The 23,003-nt window shown below is 52.0% G+C and carries 25 protein-coding genes, 1 tRNA gene and 5 pseudogenes; 19 read left to right on the top strand and 12 right to left on the bottom strand.

Going from position 1 to position 23,003, the window contains the following annotated elements; genetic code table 11:
* Window positions 1–54: 54 nt before the first annotated feature.
* Window positions 55–1,455 (bottom strand): DUF1996 domain-containing protein, encoded by a 1,401-nt coding sequence (locus ACLJPE_RS19140; protein ID WP_000773780.1) that lies wholly within the window; start codon window positions 1,453–1,455, stop codon window positions 55–57.
* 303 nt (window positions 1,456–1,758) lie between these two features.
* Here ACLJPE_RS19140 and ACLJPE_RS19145 point away from each other — a divergent pair, with 303 nt between their 5' ends.
* Window positions 1,759–2,664, top strand: coding sequence for an SdiA-regulated domain-containing protein (locus tag ACLJPE_RS19145; protein ID WP_023220383.1), 906 nt, complete (start codon window positions 1,759–1,761; stop codon window positions 2,662–2,664).
* A 294-nt stretch (window positions 2,665–2,958) separates the two neighbouring features.
* On the opposite strand, the pseudogene ACLJPE_RS19150 reads toward ACLJPE_RS19145, so the two are convergent.
* Together ACLJPE_RS19150 and ACLJPE_RS19155 are read right to left on the bottom strand one after the other, a co-directional pair.
* Window positions 2,959–3,093: pseudogene (locus tag ACLJPE_RS19150) on the bottom strand (hypothetical protein); the annotation flags it as partial.
* Between the two features lie 112 nt (window positions 3,094–3,205).
* Window positions 3,206–3,305: pseudogene (locus tag ACLJPE_RS19155) on the bottom strand (hypothetical protein); the annotation flags it as partial.
* 19 nt (window positions 3,306–3,324) lie between these two features.
* On the opposite strand from ACLJPE_RS19155, the gene ACLJPE_RS19160 reads away from it, so the two are divergent.
* The gene (locus ACLJPE_RS19160) at window positions 3,325–3,507 is read left to right on the top strand and encodes an ATP-binding cassette domain-containing protein (RefSeq protein ID WP_001527266.1); all 183 of its coding nucleotides are present in this window, start codon (window positions 3,325–3,327) and stop codon (window positions 3,505–3,507) included.
* On the opposite strand, the gene rtsB is transcribed toward ACLJPE_RS19160, so the two are convergent.
* From rtsB to ACLJPE_RS19175, 3 genes and pseudogenes are all read right to left on the bottom strand, one after another.
* Window positions 3,500–3,787: a transcriptional regulator RtsB gene (gene rtsB / locus ACLJPE_RS19165; protein ID WP_001269916.1), complete on the bottom strand. Its 288-nt coding sequence runs from the start codon at window positions 3,785–3,787 to the stop codon at window positions 3,500–3,502. The two genes, ACLJPE_RS19160 and rtsB, sit on opposite strands and share 8 nt — an antisense overlap.
* On the bottom strand, window positions 3,784–4,659 hold the full coding sequence (locus ACLJPE_RS19170; RefSeq protein WP_039513762.1) for an AraC family transcriptional regulator: 876 nt from the start codon (window positions 4,657–4,659) through the stop codon (window positions 3,784–3,786). Before ACLJPE_RS19170 ends, rtsB begins: the two co-directional genes overlap by 4 nt.
* 266 nt (window positions 4,660–4,925) lie before the next feature.
* Window positions 4,926–5,148 (bottom strand): annotated as a pseudogene (locus ACLJPE_RS19175) (hypothetical protein).
* Window positions 5,149–5,464: 316 nt separating this feature from the next.
* Between ACLJPE_RS19175 and ACLJPE_RS19180 the strand changes: the two are divergent.
* The 3 genes and pseudogenes from ACLJPE_RS19180 to ACLJPE_RS19190 form a co-directional block, all read left to right on the top strand.
* Window positions 5,465–5,758, top strand: coding sequence for a DUF1778 domain-containing protein (locus ACLJPE_RS19180; RefSeq protein ID WP_001110450.1), 294 nt, complete (start codon window positions 5,465–5,467; stop codon window positions 5,756–5,758).
* Window positions 5,755–6,246, top strand: a complete 492-nt coding sequence (locus tag ACLJPE_RS19185) for a GNAT family N-acetyltransferase (RefSeq protein WP_031601973.1) — start codon at window positions 5,755–5,757, stop codon at window positions 6,244–6,246. Before ACLJPE_RS19180 ends, ACLJPE_RS19185 begins: the two co-directional genes overlap by 4 nt.
* Window positions 6,247–6,460: 214 nt before the next feature.
* Window positions 6,461–6,709: pseudogene (locus ACLJPE_RS19190) on the top strand (IS481 family transposase); the annotation flags it as partial.
* Window positions 6,710–6,983: 274 nt separating this feature from the next.
* Here ACLJPE_RS19190 and ACLJPE_RS19195 read toward each other — a convergent pair.
* On the bottom strand, window positions 6,984–7,211 hold the full coding sequence (locus ACLJPE_RS19195; RefSeq protein WP_031601974.1) for a hypothetical protein: 228 nt from the start codon (window positions 7,209–7,211) through the stop codon (window positions 6,984–6,986).
* Between the two features lie 586 nt (window positions 7,212–7,797).
* On the opposite strand from ACLJPE_RS19195, the gene ACLJPE_RS19200 reads away from it, so the two are divergent.
* From ACLJPE_RS19200 to ACLJPE_RS19260, 13 genes are all read left to right on the top strand, one after another.
* Window positions 7,798–8,088: a PapB/FocB family fimbrial expression transcriptional regulator gene (locus ACLJPE_RS19200; RefSeq protein ID WP_000773469.1), complete on the top strand. Its 291-nt coding sequence runs from the start codon at window positions 7,798–7,800 to the stop codon at window positions 8,086–8,088.
* A 34-nt stretch (window positions 8,089–8,122) separates the two neighbouring features.
* Entirely contained in the window at window positions 8,123–8,662 is a 540-nt protein-coding gene (locus ACLJPE_RS19205) for a fimbrial protein (protein ID WP_000721295.1), read from the top strand.
* 45 nt (window positions 8,663–8,707) lie between these two features.
* The gene (faeD, locus tag ACLJPE_RS19210) at window positions 8,708–11,092 is read left to right on the top strand and encodes a F4 (K88) fimbrial usher FaeD (protein WP_380953757.1); all 2,385 of its coding nucleotides are present in this window, start codon (window positions 8,708–8,710) and stop codon (window positions 11,090–11,092) included.
* Window positions 11,093–11,114: 22 nt separating this feature from the next.
* Window positions 11,115–11,900: a fimbria/pilus periplasmic chaperone gene (locus ACLJPE_RS19215; RefSeq protein ID WP_024134449.1), complete on the top strand. Its 786-nt coding sequence runs from the start codon at window positions 11,115–11,117 to the stop codon at window positions 11,898–11,900.
* 35 nt (window positions 11,901–11,935) lie between these two features.
* Window positions 11,936–12,427: a DUF5462 family protein gene (locus ACLJPE_RS19220; RefSeq protein WP_000709797.1), complete on the top strand. Its 492-nt coding sequence runs from the start codon at window positions 11,936–11,938 to the stop codon at window positions 12,425–12,427.
* Window positions 12,428–12,649: 222 nt separating this feature from the next.
* Window positions 12,650–13,432 carry a hypothetical protein gene (locus tag ACLJPE_RS19225; protein ID WP_000751772.1) on the top strand — a complete coding sequence of 261 codons (783 nt, stop codon included), beginning with the start codon at window positions 12,650–12,652 and terminating at the stop codon, window positions 13,430–13,432.
* A gap of 233 nt (window positions 13,433–13,665) precedes the next feature.
* Window positions 13,666–14,463 carry a F4 (K88) fimbria minor subunit FaeH gene (gene faeH / locus ACLJPE_RS19230; protein ID WP_039513757.1) on the top strand — a complete coding sequence of 266 codons (798 nt, stop codon included), beginning with the start codon at window positions 13,666–13,668 and terminating at the stop codon, window positions 14,461–14,463.
* Window positions 14,464–14,490: 27 nt separating this feature from the next.
* Complete coding sequence (locus ACLJPE_RS19235) at window positions 14,491–15,255, top strand: fimbrial protein (protein WP_039513754.1); 765 nt, start codon at window positions 14,491–14,493, stop codon at window positions 15,253–15,255.
* A gap of 261 nt (window positions 15,256–15,516) precedes the next feature.
* Complete coding sequence (locus ACLJPE_RS19240; RefSeq protein WP_039513748.1) at window positions 15,517–16,230, top strand: hypothetical protein; 714 nt, start codon at window positions 15,517–15,519, stop codon at window positions 16,228–16,230.
* 124 nt (window positions 16,231–16,354) lie between these two features.
* Window positions 16,355–16,939 carry a hypothetical protein gene (locus ACLJPE_RS19245; RefSeq protein WP_039513745.1) on the top strand — a complete coding sequence of 195 codons (585 nt, stop codon included), beginning with the start codon at window positions 16,355–16,357 and terminating at the stop codon, window positions 16,937–16,939.
* A gap of 72 nt (window positions 16,940–17,011) precedes the next feature.
* Window positions 17,012–17,224, top strand: a complete 213-nt coding sequence (locus tag ACLJPE_RS19250; RefSeq protein ID WP_000063793.1) for a FaeA/PapI family transcriptional regulator — start codon at window positions 17,012–17,014, stop codon at window positions 17,222–17,224.
* A gap of 260 nt (window positions 17,225–17,484) precedes the next feature.
* On the top strand, window positions 17,485–17,646 hold the full coding sequence (locus ACLJPE_RS19255) for a hypothetical protein (RefSeq protein ID WP_162558398.1): 162 nt from the start codon (window positions 17,485–17,487) through the stop codon (window positions 17,644–17,646).
* 25 nt (window positions 17,647–17,671) lie between these two features.
* The gene (locus ACLJPE_RS19260) at window positions 17,672–18,520 is read left to right on the top strand and encodes an SdiA-regulated domain-containing protein (protein ID WP_000175389.1); all 849 of its coding nucleotides are present in this window, start codon (window positions 17,672–17,674) and stop codon (window positions 18,518–18,520) included.
* Between the two features lie 131 nt (window positions 18,521–18,651).
* Here ACLJPE_RS19260 and ACLJPE_RS19265 read toward each other — a convergent pair whose 3' ends face one another.
* The gene (locus ACLJPE_RS19265; protein WP_000842407.1) at window positions 18,652–19,404 is read right to left on the bottom strand and encodes a non-specific acid phosphatase; all 753 of its coding nucleotides are present in this window, start codon (window positions 19,402–19,404) and stop codon (window positions 18,652–18,654) included.
* 555 nt (window positions 19,405–19,959) lie between these two features.
* Between ACLJPE_RS19265 and ACLJPE_RS19270 the strand changes: the two are divergent.
* Window positions 19,960–20,034: pseudogene (locus ACLJPE_RS19270) on the top strand (helix-turn-helix domain-containing protein); the annotation flags it as partial.
* A 79-nt stretch (window positions 20,035–20,113) separates the two neighbouring features.
* Here the strand turns inward: ACLJPE_RS19270 and ACLJPE_RS19275 are convergent.
* The 4 genes from ACLJPE_RS19275 to cutA form a co-directional block, all read right to left on the bottom strand.
* Window positions 20,114–20,189: transfer RNA gene (locus tag ACLJPE_RS19275), tRNA-Phe, on the bottom strand.
* A 115-nt stretch (window positions 20,190–20,304) separates the two neighbouring features.
* Complete coding sequence (locus ACLJPE_RS19280) at window positions 20,305–20,880, bottom strand: transcriptional regulator (RefSeq protein ID WP_001188509.1); 576 nt, start codon at window positions 20,878–20,880, stop codon at window positions 20,305–20,307.
* Window positions 20,881–20,916: 36 nt separating this feature from the next.
* Entirely contained in the window at window positions 20,917–22,620 is a 1,704-nt protein-coding gene (locus tag ACLJPE_RS19285) for a protein-disulfide reductase DsbD (RefSeq protein ID WP_023170745.1), read from the bottom strand.
* Window positions 22,596–22,943, bottom strand: coding sequence for a divalent cation tolerance protein CutA (gene cutA, locus ACLJPE_RS19290; protein ID WP_000887832.1), 348 nt, complete (start codon window positions 22,941–22,943; stop codon window positions 22,596–22,598). Before cutA ends, ACLJPE_RS19285 begins: the two co-directional genes overlap by 25 nt.
* Window positions 22,944–23,003 lie beyond the last annotated feature (60 nt).

Below are 23,003 nucleotides of genomic sequence, written 5' to 3' on the forward strand. Positions count from 1 at the left end.
TAATGCTTGTGCCGCCATCGTGCCCGCTGTTGCGTCAGCGGGCATAGTTTACTATTACAGCTCCGGCGTCTTTTTGAAACCGGTCAGCATCAGCACCAGGCTCTGTTTTGAGTCCGCTGGCGTGAAATCGTAGTGATTTCCCTGACGGTCGCCGCCGATATACCAGGATATTTCCGTTTTCCCTTCCGCCAGCGCTTTGCGCACCGCTTTATCGACATCAACCATGCGATACTCATGTGAATGGTTTAGATATAACACGGCATCGGAACGGTAGTTGATCGGCGGTTTATTGTTCCAGGACACGGTACTGACGTGCCAGTCATTGCTGGTCGGGTAAAAGAAAATTTGATCGGCGCCGTTCGTTTCCGTTTTGCCGCCAAAAAGGCGAATACGGTATTTGAATAGCGAAGCGTCCATATTGGCAGGCAGGGGCGGGATCTTAAATTTCACCAGCGTGAGCGTTTCCGGGTGCTGCGTGCGTCCGCCATTTGTCCAGTCATCCTGTACGTACAAGGTATCGACGCTGGCATGAGGCTTGTCGTCTTCGCTGCTTACCCAGGTATTTTCTTCCGCTTTACTGTAGGCGTAAGGAACCGTAGTGCCGCAATCCAGTCCCTGATTCATACACAGATCCGTCATAAACTGCGCGCCATCTTCCGTCCAGCCATTCATAAAATCGGCATGGGCGGTATAAAGACTTCCCCAGCGCTCTGCCCGGGTTTCGCCATGCATTACCGGGTCCATCGACAATTCCACTTTAGACGTATCCAGCGAGGAGATCTGCGGGAGTACCCAGGCGATGTTCATATTCACCGTCGGGATTTTGACCGGATAGTCTGCGGAACATTTCCCGTGGTCGGCATAGATAGCGTTATTGTGACTATGGGTCGGTTTCAGGTTGACGCCATCCCAACAGTTGGGGAAAGCGATCCCGATATTAAACTGGACGGCATCGCCCGCTTTACGCAGGCCGCATATTTCGCCTACCTTGTTGGTGTAACCTTTGCCGTTGGCACATAAAAAGGTGATTGCGGAACTGGGGCCAGTACCGTGATGATCGCCTGCCAGTAACTCCAGCCCGGCCGGGAATGGATGGAGCGGATATTGCGCAACATTTGTAGATTGATAATAGGTCTTTTGGTAGGCCGGATTTACGATTTCACCATCGGGTAATTTCATGGACGGCGCCCAGTAAGCGGAGCTGTCGGCTTTATTATCACAGGTGGTATCTGGTTGCGCGCGCAACGTCTGGTAGGTTGAGACCGCGTCGGTGTGGGTGTTGCCAAAAAAGTCATGCCACATCGCCTGATTCGCTTTACCAAACATCATAATCGCGTCATCGCCCAGCGTGTGGTGATAGCCGCACACGACATGCGCCTGAGGACCGGCATGGGCCGGGAATGCGCCAGCGGCAACGAGCGTAGCCAGGCTGACGGTAATAAGGTTGAGTTTCATTTTTTTGCTGCCCGGTTGAATAGAAGTGGGAGCAGCAATAGCAGATCAGATTGCGGTGTTACATCTCATTAATTATCACTTTTTGTCATTCGCCCTGCATACAGGGGCGAATTTGCAGACGTACTATTTAAATAATTAGCCGAAACTACCCTCCTCTTGATTATGTCAATTTACAAAAAGGGTACGTTAGTGATTAAAATCGGGCTTTTTGTGATAACCCTCACTATTTCATTTTGCCTATGCTAATGGCGCTCGCCATAACCGAATAACGATTCTATCGGACATCGGCTTTATTTTTAAGAAATTCGTTACGACATCAGTCGTGGCGCGATCTGTTATGGATTTTTTATGAGATTACTAAAACGCGTTATTGTGGTTGTACTCTTGGGCGTGATTTTATTTATGGTCAGGGACGATATACGCTATGTTTATCAACTGATCCTCAAATATGGTGATAAACCCTCGGCGCTAGCACTGAGTAGCTATAAAGCGGTTATTCAGCAAAAACCAGTCGCAGGAGTTGAGAGTAACCTTTCAGGTTTGACCTACTCCGCCGAAGACAGGATGCTTTTCGCCGTTATTAATAATCCCCCTGAACTGGTCTGGTTAACGACAGAAGGGCAGCTGGTAGGGCGGATGCCGCTCCAGGGCATCCACGACCCGGAGTCTATTGCATGGAGTGGGGGCAACCAGTTCCAGATAGGCAGTGAGAAAGATGGCGCGGTTTATAAAACACAGGTGGATATTCAGCGCGGCACCATGCAGATAATCTCCATGGTGAAGCTTGAGGGTTATGACAAAGCAAAAAATAAAGGGCTGGAAGGTACGGCATGGGATGCGAAAAATGAGAGATTATATGCCGCAAAAGAAAGAAAACCCATTATGATCAAAGAAGTAGAGATGAGCAAAAATGGTATCACCAGAGCGTTGCCTTCTGCCATCACTGCAAGTGTGAGCGATGTCTCCGGACTTGAATACCATGCCCCAACGAATTCGCTGCTGGTGTTGTCGGACGAGTCAAAAATGATTCTGGAGGTCAGTTCCGAGTGGCGGGTGCGCGATCGATTGTTCCTGACGGCGGAGTGGTCAGGGCTCAGAGATGATATCCCCCAACCAGAAGGGATTGCCATGGATAATGAAAATAATTTGTATATTGTGAGTGAACCAAATCTGTTTTATAAATTTTCGTGTGATATACAGAATGACTAAAATGTATTTTTACTGTCACAGTATGCTAAAACAGAACAAGGTTATTAATACCATGATTTGACGATTGCTTGATTCGTTGATTCATTGTTGGGGATATTTATGTTTTACTTACCTCAGTAACGGATTACTTTGTGGTGTAGCGTAACGGTAATTGTCCTCCTCATATTTGCGGCAGCGTAGTCTGCCGCTTTTTTTTATAAATTAACTCTCTCTGTAATAATTAACAGACAATAAATATTATGCTGTTTTTTTCAGAAGGCCTCCGAAGAGACCTCGCATGGTGATGTTTAGTTATCAGGCATAATATTCTTCATCAACACTTACCGAATGCCATGTCGCCTCGCTAAGCGAAATCATTTCATCTACGCCGGAACTCTTGTTAACCGGGTTTTACGTCGGCGATGTGCCTGTAAATGTTCCATTGGCGGTGGCGCTATTCCCGGCGGGATCGGTGGCCGTAATGATGTACTGATTCCCCCCCCCCCCGACAGAATAGCGGATTGCGGAACAGAAACATGCCAGTTACCGGTATCGTTATCAACACTGGCGGAGTAGAGTCGATCGTCAGCCAGCCGATAGACAGCGAAGAATTACCCCATAGCGTTTGCGGAACGAACACTGATTGAACAGCTTTCATTCACTGCTGTTCCCGGAGATTTTATGGGTATTATTGGTACATCAGGTTCAGGTAAATCTTCTTTAATCAAAGCACTATCAAATTCCAGTCATTGCTATACGGGAACAGTTAAATTAAACAACGTAGATATCACACCGATCTCTGAAGATGATATCCAGAATTGCCTTGCCTACCACTTTGGCAACATTTTAGAAAAAATTACGTAATATCGACTGATATGTAAAACTCATTCAGCATCAAATGGATTAATTCAACATCAGTAGTAATATCCATTTTTTTATAGGCTGATCTCTTTTGTGTTGAAATCGTTTTTATATTTCGATCTAATAAATTTGAGCAACTTTTAACAGATAATCCTGCTGCCACGTAATAAATGACTTTTTTCTCGCTCAATGTTAGGTCGAATTTTTTAGCGAGCAACAGAATCCCATCTCTTATATTAATATGTTTTGCTTTGTTCTTATACTGCATTGTCAGATATCTCAATTAACATATTGATGACGAGAGGAAGATAAAAACGCTAAAAATTCCGATGGTGTAGTTTTGAAGTGTTTTTTAAAAACGCATGTAAAATAAGAAGCACTATCATAACCACACATATAAGCCACTCGGGTAATATTATATTCACTATTGCGTAGAAGTTTTGTCGCTTTATTCATTCGCGCATTAAGGTAAACTTCGCTGAATGAGGTGTTCTCTTGTTTCAATTTCCTCTTTAATGTGGAACAACTCATATAGAGTGAGTCAGAAATATCCTTGAGCGCCCATTTTCGACTTATGTCGCTTATAATAATATTATAAATGTTTTCGGCTAATGTATTTTGCGATAGTTCTCTGAAGAGAGCAAATGCTTCGGGTTCATAGATGAACTCTGAAAGTAGAAATCTTATTAAATATTCCTTTTTATCTTGGGATAGTTTTTGGCTTTTATTTGAAGAGTGTAAGAGGTTGAATACTCTTGCTACGCCTGTTTCTATTGGCGCTAACAGATGTTTTGTCGTCGGTTTTGTTAATGGGGCCGAAAAGTCTGCATGTTCATACAGAAAAAAATTATAAGCATTTTTTATTGACGCTGAATCTAATTCAATTAAATTATAATTTAACTGTTCATGAGTCTCTTCCATTGTGATATGAATGGTTTGATCTTTAGCTAAAAATATTAACATTGGCCCTGATGTCGTAATATACTCCCCGGACGATGTCGTAATTGAAATTTTACCCGTGGTGAGCTTGATGAGCACGGACTGCAGTAAATTTAATCCCTGAAGTGATAAGGATTTCCTCTGCCAGTTTTGCGCTGATTGTAAACATTCAATGCTCCCCACCTGGACAGGTGAGGGATTAAATACTTTTAGCATGATAATTTCCTTTTATTAAATGTGCGTGTAAATCAAAAATTATTCTGAAAAATATTTCAAAAGAAAACTAATATATAGCTATATAATTATTTGCGAACTTAAGGTATCAGGTGGCGATCTTTTCATTTTCTATGGAAAATGCTATTTTATATTGCATTTCTACATATTATAGTATCGTTAAAAAACTATGTCGCGTATAAAAAAAAAGATGGAAATTTACAAGAATTGGCTCATGTTATTATCAAATTATCTCTTTAAAATTTGAATTAAGTAATAATTTCCTTTAATCTTTTAGAGAATAGCTCTTTAATTTCATGGAGGTAGTTAGCATGAGGTATAAGATCTGATTTTAATTTGTGATAAGGTTTATCCTGGAGGTAAATATTAACGTTCTCGGTTAGGAAAGGCATACAACGCGGTAAATATATACTGCGGCGGATAGATGGCGTAGCGATATCCGGAAGTTTGAGGGGGAGGGGACGCATTCAATCGTATGGTTGGCTTTATGAAAAACGGTGTAACACGTTATTGGGGTTCTTACTGTGCGTATCCGTTAGGTTTATGCTTTCTGATTATATAATGTTGCGTGTTTTGGCGCGGCAGTAGTGAATCTTTTGCTGCGTCGGCCCCGAGGAGGAATCACTCACAGCGAATGCCAGCGCACAGCCTGGTACTGAATCTCTAAATGAGTAGAAAACCTTTCGGTTCGATACTCCGGTTCTATTCCTTCTAAATTTATCGTAATGACATCTGCGTTACGCGTGTTGTATACTTAATATCCACAGAAGTACAAGAGGACAACACTATGCCAGCCGCAAACAGTATGGCGATGAAACGCGAAACCCTGAACCTGCGTATCAAACCCGCCGAGCGCGATCTTATTGATCGAGCGGCGAAAGCCAGAGGGAAAAACCGCACTGACTTTGTGCTGGAAGCTGCCCGTGCTGCCGCCGAGGAAGCGCTGATCGAACAACGCATCATTATGGCCGATCCAGAGGCTTATCAGGAATTTCTGGCTCGTTTGGATCAAACACCTTCACCTAATGCCGCACTGCGTAAAACCATGCAGACCCCTGCGCCGTGGGAGCAGGAAAAATGATCTCCTCCCCTGAGCCGCTTCATGCCGGACATATTCTTACTCCGTTTTGCTGCGGTGTGGATTCTATGGATAACTGGCTGAAACAGCGGGCGATGAAAAATCAGACCACTGGTGCGTCCCGTACCTTTGTGTGTTGTGGCAGCGATTCGAGCGTACTGGCCTATTACTCGCTGGCGTCCAGCGCGGTCACGACGAATACCGACCCCGGTCGCTTTCGTCGCAATATGCCTGACCCGATTCCGATTGTGGTATTGGGGCGTCTGGCGGTGGATAAATCGCTTCATGGGCAGGGCGTTGGTCGGGCGCTGGTACGCGACGCAGGGCTGCGGGTTATTCAAGTGGCGGAGACTATCGGCATTCGCGGGATGCTGGTTCACGCCCTGTCGGATGAAGCGCGGGAATTTTACCAGCGGGTGGGGTTTGTACCGTCGCCGATGGATCCGATGATGTTGATGGTGACGTTGGGGGATTTGGTGGAGAGTGTTTAAACTCCAGAACGTATCCATTAACCTCACAGACACTTCAAGTTACGGATGAACATTGCCCCTGAAATAAAAAATGAATTCAGTTTTGAACATTTTCCATCAAATTAAGTGGGTTTTCGTCGATATGCAGCGTCAAGTTGTACAAAAAATAGTTACGAAACACACCCTGGTCCTACGTTACTTATAAGAGTTATCGCTTGTTATTATGCAGCAGCGAGGTCAGCACAGAACCAGTAATGAGTTACGTAAACAGAGAGTCTTTATCTCCGGAAGCGGTGTCCGTTCTGTTTGGTTTCGCCATAACCTTGAGAACTTCAAAAAGCGCCTGAAAGCGCTGGAGCGTAGAGCCAGTGACGACGAGGCGTGTGGAGAAATCGAAACGGCGCATCCCGGTTATCTGGGGTCACAGGACATATTCTATGTTGGCAACCTGAAAGGCGTTGGGCGTATTTACCAGCAGACATTCTCGGCCAGACTGTGTGTTCTGTTCTTTTTGACGATCGGATGTCAGAAGATGATGGCTGCCGCCAGACTGACGATGTCTGTCCTGCTGCTCAATATCCCGTCCGGGGGCGTGATGATGCTGTCAGGTCTGCTGCCCGGTGGCCGCTGGTTTGCGCAACTTTGTGTCCTGCACCTGACCGTTATCGGAGCCGTGTTATATCTCCCCTGATCATTCCTTTCCTGTCGAAAATTACACTGTCTGTTGTTTAATTATGTATTAACCCGGAGAGACTCTTTTAGTTCCAGCAGTCAGGCATTGCGGGTTGTTTATCTGCTGACTGAACGTTTTCTCTGTGTGTAAACACCTTCCCTTCTTCCACCTGTTCCATGTTTAAGAATGGAACGGAGGTTATTTTATTACGGCAACCATGTCCGTTTTTTTTATTTATTTCCCTTTTTTTAATATCTGAACATAATTTAATGCTCTCCCAGCCTGTTTTCTGAACGTTGTTTTTATCCGGCATTAATGATTCTGTATTTTATATACCCTGTTCACCGGCCCCTTTAATTCCCGGTTACTGTTTTACGTTTTGTTGAAAAACAGGAAGATACTTGCGTAGTGAATAATATCCTGCGGTACTTGTTCGGGGCTGGGAAACCTCTTTGTTTGCGGTCGATTCCGGCTTAACTATAAATCAACGTCTTTTTTAAGTGCTGCGAGGTTGCTGTGTATCCATTTGATTTAAATGTATTTTATATCGTGATATTCAGTTTTATTACATGAAGTTCTGTCTTTTTCGTTATTATTTTCTGTTTTTGATTCTGGTTAATTAATTCTTTATTTTTTAATGGAGTGGAATGCATGGTGGACTGGTTATTTGGCGATCTTTTGTATTGGCTTAATGCTATTTTATGGTGTATTAATCTATTATTTGTTTGTTTTTTGGTTTTTAGTGTTACATATTGGCTTTACTATGGATTAAAAGATCGTTAAAAATGGCCTTTTCAGCATTAATCTCTTAAATATAATAAGCGAAAAGATTAGTTATCTTCCCTTTACATGTTTTCCTTGCCGGGAAGGTTAAGGAAAAGTTAAGGAAGGAAGTTCCGTTGAAACTGAATAAAAAATCATTTTCCGGCGTCAGGATAGTGAGGGCCGGGGAACTCGAACCGGGGGCAGTGTCCGAAGAGCAGTTCTGGCTACTTGTTGATATATCCCCGATACACAGTGAAAAGATTATTCTGGCCCTGAAAGATTATTTCGTTTCCGGGTATTCCAGAAAGGTTGTGTGCGAACGCCACGGTATGAGTGGCGGGTATCTCAGCACCAGTGTTAACCGGCTGAATTTTATCAGCAGGAATGTGCATAAACTGGCGGGTTATTACAGCCATCATGAATGATAAAGCAGACTGAACCGTCTGCTCCGGATTTGCGATGAAAAAAATAAAGATACTTTTCCTTCTGCTGCTGGCAGGGGGCGGGCTTTCTCACGCTTCCGTTCAGAAAACCCTGTTCAGTGCTGATGTGGTGGCCTCTGCCTGTCATGTGGTGGTGGATGCTGACGGTACCGGCAGCAGCCGTCTGACGTTCGGGACATACCGTAAGTCGTCCGCTGCACCCGTGCCGCCGCGTGATTTCACCGTGCGTCTGTATGAGACCGGCGCCACCGTTCAGGGCTGTTCGGCCTTTCTGGCCGGGCAGATCGCCACCCTGAATTTCGGCAACCCGGGCCAGCTGGACGGACAGGGTGTGGTCACCCGTGGCGCCGGCGACGGTATCCGTATCGATGTGCGGGCCGCGGATACGCAGGCGGACTTCCGGGGGCGCATCACGCAGGCAAATCATGAGGTGAAGTACCCGGTGGATTTTGCCGCGAAGGGGCAGTTCCGGTTTCGTGCGCAGCCGGTGTTTCCGGCGGACGTGAAGGCGGGTGAGTACAACGGCGCCCTGACCTTTGTGGTCACCTACCAGTAAGGAATGCTGATGAACGGGAATAACGTAAGACAGCCAGCCTGCCAGATGTCTTTTCGCCATGCCGTGCTGGCATTTGCGATAGCGGTTGCCCTGGGCAGCGGTACCGCAAGTGCCGGAGAAAAACTGGACATGTCCTTTATTCAGGGCGGGGCGGGGATTAACCCTGAGGTCTGGGCGGCGCTGAACGGAGATTATGCGCCGGGGCGCTACCTGGTGGACCTATCCCTGAACGGGAAGGATATCGGGAAACACATTCTGGACGTGACGCCGCAGGACAGCGAAGCGCTGTGTCTGTCAGAAGCGTGGCTGGCAAAGGCCGGGATTTATGTCAGCGCGGAGTACTTCCGTAAGGGGTATGACGCCACGCGGCAGTGCTGGGTGCTGGCGAAAGCGCCGGCGGTGAAGGTGGACTTCGATGTCGCCACCCAGAGCCTGTCGCTGGCTATTCCGCAGAAAGGACTGGTGAAAATGCCGGAGAACGTGGAGTGGGACTACGGCACGGAGGCGTTCCGGATGAACTACAACGCGAACGCCAACAGCGGGCGGTACAACACGTCGGCGTTCGGCTCAGCAGACCTGAAGGCCAACATCGGTCGCTGGGTGGTGAGCTCGTCAGCCACGGCCAGCACCGGGGATGGCGGGAGTAACGAGGCCACGATAAACATGTTCACGGCCACCCGGGCCATCCGCTCCTTGAGTGCGGACCTGGCGGTCGGGAAGACCTCAACCGGTGACAGCCTGCTGGGCAGTACCGGCACGTACGGGGTGTCCCTGTCGCGGAACAACAGCATGAAGCCGGGCAACCTGGGGTATACCCCGGTGTTCAGCGGCATTGCGAACGGTCCCTCAAGGGTGACCCTGACCCAGAACGGCAGGATGCTGTACTCGGGGATGATGCCGTCCGGGCCGTTCTCCGTCACGGATGTGCCGCTGTACAGCAGCGGGGACGTGACGATGACCGTCACCGGGGATGACGGGCGGGTGCAGACGCAGGTCTTCCCGCTGTCGGTAATGGCCGGGCAGCTGAGTCCGGGACAGCACGAGTTCAGCGTGGCGGCCGGGATACCGGACGACGACAGCGACCTGGAGGGCGGGGTGTTTGCCGCGTCATACGGGTATGGTCTGGACGGGCTGACTCTGCGCACGGGAGGCGTGTTCAACCAGGACTGGCAGGGCGCCAGTGCCGGTGCGGTACTGGGACTCGGTTATCTGGGGGCGGTGTCTGCTGACGGCGCTTATGCCACGGCGAAGTACCGGGACGGCAGCCGCAGCGGGAATAAGGTGAAACTGGCCTGGAGCAAACAGCTGGCGCTGACGAACACCGGACTGCGGGTGAGCTGGTCACATCAGAGTGAGGAATATGAGGACATGTCCTCCTTTAACCCGGCTGAAACATGGCTGCAGCAGAACCAGGGGCGCCGGACCCGGGATGAGTGGAATGCGGGCATCAGTCAGCCGGTGGGAGGGCTGTTCAGCCTGTCGGCGTCGGGATGGCAGCGGAGCTATTACCCGGCCTCCACGACCGGCAGTTACCGGTACCGGGATGATAACGGTAAGGAGACAGGAGTTACCGGTACCCTGAGCACACAGATAAAAAGCGTCAGCCTGAGTCTGGGCTGGTCCGGGTCCCGGAACATGAACGGGGAGAACACCTGGTCGGCCTCCGCGTCGGTGTCCGTACCATTCACCCTGTTTGAGCGGAAGTACAGCAGCAGCACCACGGTGAGCACCGGTAAAGATGGCGGCACCGGCGTCAGTACCGGTCTCTCCGGGGCTCTGAACGACCGGTTCAGCTACGGTCTGGGCGGCGGCCGTGACAGTGACGGCGGTGTCAGCAGTTACCTGAACGCCGCCTACAGCGGCGACCGGGCGAACCTGAACGGCACGGTGAACCACTCGTCCGGTTCGGGCACCAGTGGTTCGGTGTCAGCCAGCGGTTCGGTACTGGCGGTGCCGGCGGCGCGGGACATCATGTTCAGCCGGACCACCGGGGACACGGTGGCGGTGGTGAGCGTGAAGGACACGCCGGGGGTGAAGGTGATGTCCGGCAATGAAACGTCGGACAGTGACGGAAACCTGGTAGTACCGCTGAACAGCTATGACTGGAATACGGTGACCATAGATGCGGGCACGCTGCCGCTGGACACGGAGCTGTCCACGACCAGCCGGAAGGTGGTGCCGACGGACAGAGCGGTGGTGTGGATGCCGTTTGATGCTCTGAAGGTGCACCGTTACCTGCTGCAGGTGAGGATGCCGGACGGGGCCTTTGTGCCGGGCGGCACATGGGCACGGGACAGCAATAACACGCCGCTGGGCTTTGTGGCGAACAACGGCGTGCTGATGATTAACGCGGTGGACCGCCCCGGCGATATCACGCTGGGACAGTGCCGGATACCTGCGGCGAAACTACAGGAAATTACGTGCGAATAAGCATAACCGGACAATGATGACGATGAAACAGACCCAGAAAATGCGTTCTTTTTTCCGTAACAGAGTGACGAAGGCGCTGGGAATGACCCTGGCCCTGATGATGGCGAGCCAGAGTGCGCTGGCTTCCCTGGCGGCGGACCAGACCCGCTATATTTTTCGCGGCGACAAGGACGCGCTGACCATCACGGTGACCAACAATGACAAGGAGCGTACTTTCGGCGGCCAGGCGTGGGTGGACAATATTGTGGAGAAAGACACCCGCCCGACGTTTGTGGTGACACCGTCCTTTTTTAAGGTGAAACCGCAGGGGCAGCAGACGCTGCGTATCATCATGGCCTCTGACCACCTGCCGAAGGATAAAGAGTCAGTGTACTGGCTGAACCTGCAGGATATTCCGCCGGCGCTGAAGGGAAGCGGGATTGCCATTGCCCTGCGCACGAAGCTGAAGCTGTTCTACCGCCCGGAGGCGCTGCTGAAGGACCGTAAAGGCGCCGAGGAAGGCATCAGCCTGCAGGTCCGTCCGGACGGGCGGACGATGCTGGTCAACACCACGCCGTATATCTACGCCATCGGCAGCCTGCTGGATGCGAACGGTAAAAAGGTTGCGGTAGACAACGACACGGCTCAGAAACTGCTGATGTTTATGCCGGGGGATGAGGTGCAGGTGAAGGGGAATGTGGTGAAGGTGGATTCCCTGAACGATTACGGCGAGCTGCAGACCTGGACCATCAACCAGAAAAAAGCGGCGGCACCGGAGGCAAAGACGGTCCCGGAGACGAAAACAGCGGCCGGGGCAGGTAAAAAATAACCCTTTCCGGTCCTGCGGAATAAAGAGAAACCATGATGAAAAAAGCACTGATGGCGGTGGCCCTCTTCAGCGCCCTGCCGGTCCTGGCGGCGGATTACAGCGAGAAGACGCAGTACCTGGGCGTGGTGAACGGTCAGGTGGTGGGCAACAGCGTGGTGAAGGTGACGCGCACCCCGGCGGACCCGGTGCTGTACCGGACGGAGAGCAACGGTCCGCTGCCGGAGACGCTGGTCATCCGCAATGCCGAAAGTCGCCCGGCATCCGGAAACATGGCGTATATCACGGTGAAACGGACACTGGGAGACGGCCGGGACGCACGGCTCACGCTGAAGACCACCCTGATGGTGGACGGGCAGCGGGCGGCCCTCTCGGCCAGCCAGCGGGGAGAGGATGTGGTTATCACGGTGCCGGCGGCAATCCGGCAGGTGGAGCTGAGAAGTGACGCGCCGGCGGAGCTGGAGGTACCGGCGAACTACCGGGGGAATGTGCAGGTGCCGGTGGAAGTGGAAGGTATCAGCGCCGGTTAAAAAGAACGGCAGGGCACCACGAATTACCTGAGTGAATGACGCACAGTTATTTACGGCAATAACGTAAAGCCATTCTGTATTACAGGGATAAATATCTCAGTGATGCCACATAAATAAGGTGGCAGGGGATGGCTTTGCGGTAAGACCGGGTAACAGACGGAATTACTATTTAATAACAAAATAGTTCTTTAATTGTTTTATAAAACTGAAAGGAATAAATTCATGAAAAAAACACTGATTGCACTGGCAGTGGCTGCATCTGCAGTGGTATCCGGCTCGGCTATGGCGTGGACCGGCGGCGGTAATGGCGGAAGTTTGGAATTAGGTGGTACCCTGGCACCGCAGGACAAATATATTCCATGGGAGACGAGTGTTGGTGCCGCTGTGAGCGATTTGAATGCACAGATTATAAAAGGTGAGAAAGCCGTTTCTATTTCACATACGAGTGCAATTCCAGTACTGGGTATTCGTAACGTAGCTAATGGTTTTACAGGTCTGCCGTTGATTGACCCACAGATTGATTATAAGGGAGCTGTTGATGCATCCCAGTTCATGACTGATGGAAAGGGACAGGTATATCTGAACGCAACAGTGAATGATGATAAAGGGAACAAAATCGGTACACTGAAAACCGTTCTTCGTGTCGCAGCTCAGGCAAACAATGGTGTTGATAGTAACGTTATGTTGTATGCTTCTTCAGCAGATAGCGGCTTCTTCGGGGGCTTACCACAATCAGCTGAAGGGGTGTTTGACTCAGGTGACGCTTATTCGTTTGCACGCACTCTGTTCCCGGGCATTGCTGAAACCTGGAGTGATAACGGAACAGCGTACGCTCCCGGTAATGTTGGTCAGTTTGATTTTAGTTCCACAGCGAACACCTACCATGCTTATTATGCTTCAGGCATCCCGCAGGATGCTAACTTGTCTATTACCCTGGATCAACCAGCTGCCAGCGACGCTATTAAATGGCACGTTTCCTTGCCGATTACGGTTTCTTATAACTAACCCGGCAGTTATCAGGCATAAACAGAATATAGCTGTTGTCTGACCATTAACCCGGTGTTCTGCTTTACGGCCGCTCACCGGTAATAAACCCGGTATTCCGGTATATTTATTTCCTGCTTCTCTGTCAGTCAGGAAATGTCCGCGAACGCCGGTGCCGGGTTTATTCTTTTCAGCTTATCTGAATGCTCGTTTTTTATTAATTATGACCAACGGATAAAACAGAGTGAATAACGATGAAAATAACGCATCATTATAAATCTATTATTTCCGCCCTGGCCGCGCTGGCCCTGTTTTATTCCGCAGCACCCCGGGCCGGAATTCTTGACGGCGGGGAAATACAGTTTCACGGTCTGGTCACTGACGAGGCCCCGAAATGGACCTGGCAGGTGGGCTCCCCTGACCAGACATGGGCGGTGGATACCGCTGATGCCCGAACAGAGAGCGGACAACTGGTTTTTGATTTACGCGGCAAGGGTTCCCTGCCGTTTCTGGAAGGCCATCTGTATGAGGTGGCAGAGCGCGGTGGTCCCGGCTTCACGCCTTTCATCACGTTCAGCAGTAACGGTCAGCCGTTTTCCGTGACGGCTGGCGGTAGCACGACGGCGCAGCACTTCCGCGCCTCTGTCCCGGTACGTAACCCGGAGAACGGTCACGTGGCGGGGCAGCTTTCTTTCACCCTTGACCAGGGAATGGCCGTCAGCGCCGGACACCAGGAAGACGGGGCGGTTCTGCCGGCAGGCATGTCGCTCGTAAACGGTCAGAGCGTGAGCGGTGTGCAGGCCGGCACCCTGCCGCAGTGGCTCAAAAGCCGTCTGCCTTCCCTGCTGATGCTGAACCGGGGCTTCGGTAACGGAATGAGCACGGCAGATAACGGTCAGGTTATCAGTCAGGGCGTGCTGGCTGACGGCCGGGTGACCCGGCTGGCGGCGGCCTATGCGTCCGCCGTCTCGGATTTTGAGCTGCGCCTGCCGGCAGAAAACACGCCGGCGCAGTGGCAGGCCGGGCTGAGTGTGACGGTGATGGTCCAGTAAAGAACGGGCAGGGAGAGGAAGAACACAATGAAACGAATGACGCTTTTACTGCTGGCTGCCAGCCTGCTGCCATCCTGTGTGCTGGCGTGGAACACGCCGGGGGAAGACTTCAGCGGAGAGCTGAAGCTGGGCGGGCCGGTGACCAGCACCCGTAATCCCTGGGTCTGGAAGGTCGGGGAAGGGAACACACAGATAAACACGAAAGCTGTCTCTGTCCTGCGCAGTGGGGAGCAGGTAATACCGGTTCCCCTGCCGGCCATGACGGTCCTGCTGGGAAAAACTATCCTGACCACCCCGGCCGGCCGGGAGGGGCTTGCGCCGCAGGTGACGTACGGTAAGGAAACCGAGGGTTTTGCACTGACGTGGACGGCACCGGGTATGGCATCGGTGACACTGCCGGTGACGGGGGAGGGAAATGTCCGTACCGGGACATTCACCTTCCGGATGCAGGCGGCGGGTGTGCTGCGCCATGTCCTGGGGGACCGGGCGGAGTATGCCGGGCTGTATGGCGACCTGCAGGGCAACGGCTTGCCGCCACAGACGCAGGTGATGCCGGCAGGGCAGACGCCGGGTGTGCTGCAGACCCTGTTTGACAGTGAAGGCCCGGTCTGGCTCCGGGAGATGACGGTCAGCAGCGTGTCCGGACTGAGCCGGTTCAGTGACGCCGCCCTGCGCCAGGTTGACGGGGTATACGGCGCACAGACGGTGGCGGACAGCGGTGAGCTGCGTTTTAAGGGGGCGGTACCGTCCCGCTGGCACACCTCCCTGGCGGTGAGTATTGAATACCGGTAAGGCTGCAGGCTCCCGGTCACCCGTTCCGGGCCCCGCCGTTTTTGTGGGGCTGGAGCGGGCTGACGGCGTGTTTTTCTTTGTGAGTGTCCGGGATATCCGGCAGGTGCAGGAACATAACGGCCGGGTCAGGCTGGTATTCGGGGAAGGCACGACATTCATGACCAGAATGTCGCTGTCTGAGTTTTCTGCTGCCTTATATGAGGCCGGTGGTCGCTCTTTTTTTGATAGTTCCGCAGGAAAGGTAACCGGGGGAGATGTGTAATGAAAAACTATTATCTGTTGCTGATGCTGGCATCCGCATCCGTGAGCAGCCAGCCGCTGACAGTCGCACAGGCCCACTGGCAGGAAGGCATGGCCGTGGGCGTGACTGAACTCAGCGGCACACTGTATATCCGGGATACGGCCTGGCAGTGGCAGCCCGTCCCGCTGGAGATGAGCCGGCAGGAGGGCATGGTGAGTGAAAGCCGTCCGGGGAGACGTTATTACATTCTTAAAGGGTATACCACGACCCTGACATCAGCCCGTCCCGGGCTGCAGCCGTCGGTAAGCCTGCTGCATGCCGGACATGGCGTCGTCTGCCTTGAGGCCCGGGGCGAACTGGCGAAGGGGCAGGTGCGGTATGGCGAAATTACCTTTACTGCCAGCCATGTACTGGCCTGGCAGGACAGTACCACCGCAGAGAAGGGCTGGAGCGTGGTCAGCGGCAACGTCACGCCGGATGCGGCGCAGGAGATAAAACGCCTGCTGTGGCAGGTAAGAGATTACCGGTGGAACCCGTCTTACTCGGGTCTGAAGGCCCGGCCGGACGCCTTTACGGTAATGCCCGGCAGTTTCCTTCCGGATAACGGCATAAAAAACCGTATTGCCGGGGCTTGGTTGACGTCCCTGGAGGGTATCCGGGTCCGTTTTCCCGGTGCAGAGGAGCCGGTGAGCCGGTGGCAGGGGAGCCTGACGCCGGTGGTGAACTATTTCTGAGCAGGGATCGTAATGAAAATATCTGTACGTGTACTGGTCACGGTTTATCTGCTGGTTCTTGTGGGACTGGCAGCCATGCTGGCAGAGCTGATAAGCCCGGCGTTAAGTTAGCGGGGGCAGATAAATGGAAAATGCCATGTCCCGCCGGAAACGCATACTGCTGACGGGGAACTGTGAATATGAACTGCTGGGGCTGTCACATCTGCTTGCCGGTATGGGGTATGCCGTGGTGCGACCGGAGATGTCACCTCCCGGGGCATATGACCTGGCTCTGGTGGCACTGAGTGCGGAGCCGCTGGCCGGCTGGGGACGGCATCTGCAGGGCATCAGAATGCTGCACGCGGCCAGTCCGGTTCCCATGGTTGTTCTGGTACCTTCGCGGCTGCAGGAAATGCGGCTACTGAGAGGAACTGCGCAGGTTATCAGTGGCCGGGACAGCCTCCTCCGGCTGCGTGACATGCTGCGTCAGGCGCTTGAGGGAAGAGCCGGGCCGGAAAGCTCAGGTGAACTGACTGAGTTGCGAAAGCGGACTTTGATATCCCTGTGTACGGCCATAACCAGGAATGCCTCACTGAAGGCGGCATCACGCAAGGATTATTACCTCCGGGCCTGCCTGGTGGAGTATGCAGGGGTGGAGAACCTGCATGTACTGTGCACGAGCGGCCTGTTGCCCGGGGTGATTACAGATGAAACCGGACAACGGTTCTGATATGTGCAGACCCGGGGCAGGTATTTCAGCTTCCGGGACAGCATTGCTTCCCCGTAGCCACAGGAGAACAAAATGAGTAATGACGCTTGCGACAAAATTCTGTCTTTTATGCAGTCACAGGCAAACGGCAGGATAAATATACCTGTCAGAACCCGGAGTATTGCGGATGCGGCCGGGCTGACAATATACCAGGCCAGGGCTTATCTGGTTACGCTTGAGGACGCCGGCGTGGTGGAGAAAATGAATGCAGGTAAAGGCGTGTCCGGCCGATGGCGGCTGGTCTGACGGATATCCGGTAAAACAGGGGCATGGAGAGAACAAGTGGCCGGAACAGATATTGCGGTAACTGACTGATGAACTTTCTGAAGATGATTTATTACATCTGTATTTCTTTTGTCGTCATGATGTCACTGGTGTTTTTTGTATCGGTATTTCTGTTACTGAATATTGAATGAATATAATCCGGGGCTGCATGACAGGCCTTACGGGAATAAAGCTCTTTTTATCCGGACATCTCCATACCGGTAATTCCCCGGAGAATTTTTTTGCAGAAGGACAACATGCCGGATGACGAAAGACGCGCCGGGTATGGCGGGGGACGCTTTTCGCTCCGGGCGCTGATTTTACTGCTGCTGACCAGCGCTTTCATCTCCGGCTTCCTGACCGGAACCCTGGCCATGCTCTGGTTTGTCATTGACTGCATGTAATGCGATGAACTGAACATCCGGAACCATGACTCTGAGACGTTTACTTAAACAAAAACCGGCACTGCTGGCTGGCGCTCTTCTGATGGTGGCCGGTGCGGCCACACTGTATTTTCCGGAAACCTGGTACCCGGAGGAAACGCAGTGGCAGCTTGCGACAGAAAAAGACATTCCCGGTATACAGGGCGGTCTCTCCGGCCTGACGTGGAACCCGGACAGCGGAACGCTGTTTGCCGTGACCGACCATCCGTCGTCGGTGGTGGAGCTGGACACGGACGGGAACGTGCTGCGGGTGATACCATCGGATGGCGACCATGATTTTGAGGCCATTGAGTACCTCGGCCGGAACCGCTATGTCCTGTCCCGGGAGCGGGAACGGATACTCACCACCCACCACATTGACAGGAATACGTCTGTCCTGCCGCCGGCGTCATACACCCTGACCCTGGATGTGGACAGAAAAAGCGACAATGCCGGTTTTGAAGGCCTTGCCCGTGGACGGGGAGAGAATGCCCTGATAGTGGCGCAGGAAAAGAAACCGCTTCGTTTTTTAGAAACGGACCACAGCCATGACTCTCTGTCGGTCAGTGATTCACTGACGCACCGGTTGTCCCTGCCGTGGTTCCTGAAGGATATCTCCGGTCTGCATTACGACAGGATAAACAGGCGGCTGTATGTGCTTTCCCATGAATCAGCCCTGGTGCTGGTGTCAGACCCGGAGGGCGGCAGGAGGGTGATGCCGCTGCGCCGGGGACACAGTGGTCTGGAGCGGGACATTCCGCAGGCGGAAGGGATAGCTTCTGATGGCCGGAATTCGCTGTGGATAGTCAGTGAGCCAGACCGGTTTTACCGCTTCAGCCGGACAACGACGTCATGACGGTCTGGACGGACTGCAAACGGGTGGTTTGCGAATCGGGGAAACCGAAGGCATTCTCCACGCCCGGTCGCCCCTACGCAGTTGCACTTCCTTTCATTTGCTGTGGCCAGTTTGCGGGAAGACTTTCACCTTCAGTAATTAAGTTTGGGGTGATCTTCTTTACTCAATAAATTATTTTTGTCGTTCAGCTCCTCACGGACTTTTGCCAGTGACTTCTGAAAAGCCGGGATTGTTTGCAGTCTTGCAAACTCTACTGCTCCCACATAACGGCCAGCATCAACATCACTTTGCCAGTGAGCACCACATATCACTCTGCTTTGCCCGAACTCCCATCCTCGTCTGGCGAGCTCCTGCGCGCGTTCCGGTCTGGCCTGGGATAATACTAATGCCAGAAGTGTACCATAAGCAGTATGCCCGGAAGGGTAAGAGCCATCTTTTCGCAAAGTATTCTCATCTTCAGGACGGCAGGTGGAATGATTAAATAAGACAAAGGGGCGAGTACGCATATAATATTTTTTTGCCGAAGCAGTAGCGTAGTAGCCGCCCATTTTCAGAAGATTCTGTAACATATTCCAGGTTTCAGGCGTATCTTTGGGATTAATTTTAGCACCCACTACTGGCGAGAATATTCTGGCTATATTTTCCACGCTTACATCTGCATCCTCAGCAGCTTGTTTCCATCGTGGGGAACCCTTTATCGCATAGCCCTTAAAATAAGCCTCTTTATCATAGCGGAAAGCCGGATCATCATTACCTGGCGGTGGTGGTAAGTAGAACTGACTGTTCACTGATTCTTCAGGAGAATGAAAGAGTTGCACTGTTGCTGCTGATGTATATTTAGCTACGATCAGTGGTAGAAAAAATAGTAAATAACGACTTTTCATAAAGACTCACTCCGGATCAGACAATAATAAACAGATGTGATTCTATAATGATTTATTGAAATGGTTATTCAACATACAGGTAAAAAAGCAGGACGCTGTACTGGCATTATCCTCTACCCATACCGAACTGACTGCAGCGGACAACAGAACAATACTGGTACTTCCGGCTAACAGCATTTTGTTTAACTTTTCCCCCGGTTATTTTTTATCTGCGTGCCTGACTGACACGCATTAGGTTAAAATGTTTACGTAATAACAAAGTATGAATAAGTATTTTAAAATATGTGCCCTGTTACCCCGACAGTTACCACCAGTTATGATGTGCTGAGTATTAATTTATGATTATGAACAAGAGCCGGAAACAGTATTTAAGAATAAAGAAACCGAAAAAGAAAAAATGCTAAAATTGGCGAAGGAATTGTTGTTGTCAGTGATGGAAAAGTTCATGGCGGAGATATTGGACTCACTTGTCGAGGCTAGCGAACCGTCAGATGGAGTGATACGCGTTATTACTGGTAATAATCTCCCTGTAGCTAAGTAAGCTTTTGACCCAGGCCCAAAGATGAGCGGCTGATCGCCGAAGCGCTGGGCGTTGCGCCAGAGAAAATCTGGCCTTCTCGTTATAGCTAGTCAGGCCGGAGATGGGGGCTACGGATTTCCACTCCCAGAAAAGCAAAAACCCAGCCATAGGCTGGGTTTTCTGAATAAGTGGTGCCCGGACTCGGAATCGAACCAAGGACACGGGGATTTTCAATCCCCTGCTCTACCGACTGAGCTATCCGGGCAACGGGGCGCATTAAACCGTAAAGGGGCGCGGTCGTCAACGGCTTTACACGAAAAAAGTGATAAAAGCGCGCTGACTGCCTGCTTTTCAGGCAAAATGCATAAAATCAGTACCCGTCAGGTGAGCGCTCCACCCTGACGGCACTGTGCAAAACGCAGAATATCTTCCGCCAACCGCTGAGCGGTATCTACATCAGCCTGACTGCGGTTGACCAGCATTCGGCTGAGACAACCTTCCAGCACCAGCTCCATCTGCCTTGCGACCATCGCCGGATCGTCAATTTCCAGCGTGGTCAGTAGCTCATGGGTAAAATCATGTGCCGCGCGTTTTTGTTGATTAGCCAGTTGGTGAATAGGATGGGTTGGATCGGGATAAAACGTACAGGCGGCAATGAACAAGCAACCGGGATAACGGTTATTACTGACACATTCCGAGAGCGCGCTGTAGCGTGCCAGTAGCTTTTGTTCAGCAGAAAGCGTCTCATCAAGAAGAAGCTGGCGTCGCCAGATATCTACCTGCTGACTCAGATAACGTAGCGCGTCATATAAAATGGCTTCTTTATCTGGCCAGAAACGCTGTAATGTGTCGAGTGGGCGATTTACGCGCTCCGCCACCATTTCCAGCGTAGTATCGGCTATCCCTTGCGTCTCCAGTAATTTCAGGGCTTCTCCCAGAATATCTTCACGTTGCACGGTATTCTCCTCCGTCTTTGCTTTTGCAAGTGTCGCTCACGGTTGGCGATCGTGCAAATGCGCGCTAAAGGTGGCGGCGTCCATAAAGCCGGTGACTCGCGATTGCGGCTGTTCCTGGCCTTGGGCATTAAAGAACAGAATGGTGGGCAGCCCGAGGACTTGCAGATGCTTTAACAGCGCGACATCCTGCGCATTGTTAGCGGTGACGTTAGCCTGCAAGAGCACCGTGTCGCCGAGCGCCTGCTGGACCCGCGGATCGCTGAAGGTATACTTTTCAAACTCTTTACAGGCCACGCACCAGTCGGCGTAGAAATCCAGCATAACGGGTTTGCCTTTGGCCTGCGCCAGCGCCTGATTGAGTTCGTCCACGGTAGAAATAGCCGTGAAATTGAGGTGCGCTGGAGCTTGCGCGGATGGCGATCCGAACGCCCAATCCTGTAGAGGCCGCACGCTAATGAGCGCAGCTGCCAGCAGGATAATCTGTACGATACGCATCCACGCTCGTCTGGCCTGAAGGCTGGTGATAAAGGCCCAACCAAAGAAAGCGACGCCCAGCAGCGACCACAGACGTAAACCCCAGGCCTCGCCAATAATCCGCTCCAGTAAAAAGACCGGTAACGCGAGGATCACGAAACCAAAAGCGGTTTTGACATGCGCCATCCACGGGCCGCTTTTCGGTAGCAGGCGGTTGCCAAACACGGTGACCAGCATTAGCGGCAGACCCATACCTAATGCATACAAATACAGCGTACCGCCGCCCAGCCACATGTTGCCGCTCTGAGCGATATAAAGCAGGATCGCGCTTAACGGCGCTGTAGTGCAGGGCGAGCAAATTAATCCGGCAATCGCCCCCATAACAAAAACGCCGCCGGGCGAGCCGCCTTGCTGACGATTACTCATTAATGTCAGTCGGGTTTGCAGTGAGGAGGGGAGCTGTAGTGTGAACAGGCCAAACATCGACAACGCAAGCAGGGTGAACACGATGGCAAGGCCGATTAACACATAAGGGTGCTGCAGCGCCGCCTGAAACTGTAATCCCGCCGCGGCGACGACCAGACCCAGTGCGGTATAGGTCAGCGCCATCCCTTGAACATAGATAAAGGCCAGCAGCAGTGCGCGCCCCGTCGACAAACGTTGCCTTCCCCCCAGGACAATACCGGAAATCAGCGGATACATGGGTAAAACGCAGGGCGTAAAGGCGATGCCGATGCCGATCAGCAGAGCCCAGATCGCGGAAAAAGGTAGCTGGGCGGCGGGTTTTGACGTCTCACCCGTCTGGGTGACAGCAGGCGTCGGCGTGGCGTCTATTGCCGCGGCAACTTCACTTAGCGGCACCGTTTTCGTTTCCGGCGGATAACAGAATCCCGCATCGGCGCACCCCTGGTACGTTACCGTTAATGTCGCGCCAGCCGCCGCCTGGTTAACCGTTACCGGAACGTTTAGCCGCTTACGGTAGATTTCGCTTTTTCCGTAGAACTCATCTTCATGCCAGACGCCTGCCGGGAGTTGGACTGCGGCGATATCCGCTTTCGTCGGCGTGATACTAATTTGTTTACGGTAAAGGTAGTAACCCTCTTTTACCTGCCAGGAGAGGGTAAGATCGTGTTGATTTTGCTGAAAATCAAAAACAAACGCCCGGTCGGCAGGGACGAACTGCGAGCGACCCGGCGCGTCGAATAATCCGGCGAAGGCGGATGTGCTGCACAGCAGCAGGATCAGCGTAAAGATGCGTTGAGCCATGAGAGGTAATCAGTATCTCCGTGAGTAACAGGTAAAACCAGAAGTTCAGGCGTTTGATACGGGTGATGAGACTTCAGGCAGTCGATAAGCGCTTGCTGATGTGAAACGGTGGTCTTTAAGATCATTTGAACTTCATACTCCTGCTCCAGTTTGCCTTCCCAGTAGTACAGCGATGTCGCGCCGGGGAGGAGGGTGGCGCAGGCGGCCAGTTTTTCCGCCAGCACTTTGGCGGCCAGATCCTGGGCGGTAGCTTCATCCGGGGCGGTACAAAGCACCACAACGGCCTCGGGGATGGAAATATCCTGACTCTTAACATCAAGCATAAACACCTCGAAAGAACAAAAAGATCCGCAAGTGAACGGTCACTATACAACGGACGAGGG

The organism is Salmonella sp. SAL04196 (assembly GCF_046550835.1).
GTDB classification, from domain to species: domain Bacteria; phylum Pseudomonadota; class Gammaproteobacteria; order Enterobacterales; family Enterobacteriaceae; genus Salmonella; species Salmonella enterica.